A 768-nucleotide genomic window follows, 5' to 3' on the forward strand; every position below is an offset into this window, starting at 1 on the left:
ATAAAGAACCTTGACATCGTTGAATATTATCTGGACTGTTCGGTGCTCCCGGACCCGCAGACCGAAAACGAGCTACGGAAGTATTGGGAGGGATTGCATGAGCGACTGGAAAAAGAGGAACGAAGATTGGCGTGATGAGGACGAACTGGAAGAAGAGGAAGAATGCGAATGCCCTTGGGTAGACAGCAAGGGCAAAGTGCGTGAGACCGCTTACTGCCAGTACCTTTTAGAGAAACACCCCATGATGTGCCTGAAACAGAAGCTGTTCGACCAGAACGGCGAGGTAGACGAGGACGCACTGCTCTACGAAGTCCACAGCGACCTCCGTGACTTTGTGCTCGACAACCTTGCCAAGAAGGAGAAGCAGGTTCTGGACGCACTCCGTATCGAAACCTATACCCCTGAATGGAAACCCCAGCTTGACCGCATCCATCTCCAGAACGGAACCTACTTTCTGGACGAGCGGGGATTTGTGCCGGAAAAGGAACTCTGCCTGAACCGACTCCCCGTGGAATACCAGCCCGATGCCCCCGCACCGACCAAGTGGCTGGAATTTCTGGACGGCCTGCTGATCCCGGAGGACATTCTGACCTTGCAGGAATATCTCGGCTATCTTCTGATCCCGTCTACCAAGGCGCAGAAGATGCTGGTCATGACCGGCAAGGGCGGCGAGGGAAAATCCCGCATCGGCTTGCTGCTGAAGAAGCTGTTCGGGGAAGCCTCTCACTCCGAATCCATCCTCCGCATCGAAACGAACCGCTTTGCCAG

General features: G+C 54.7%; 1 pseudogene. It reads left to right on the forward strand.

Features of this window, described 5'->3' with window-relative positions:
• Positions 1-97: 97 nt before the first annotated feature.
• Positions 98-768, forward strand: a pseudogene (locus tag DXA66_RS14635) (DNA primase); the annotation flags it as partial.

This window comes from Faecalibacterium sp. OF03-6AC (genome assembly GCF_003478175.1).
Lineage (GTDB): Bacteria > Bacillota > Clostridia > Oscillospirales > Ruminococcaceae > Faecalibacterium > Faecalibacterium taiwanense.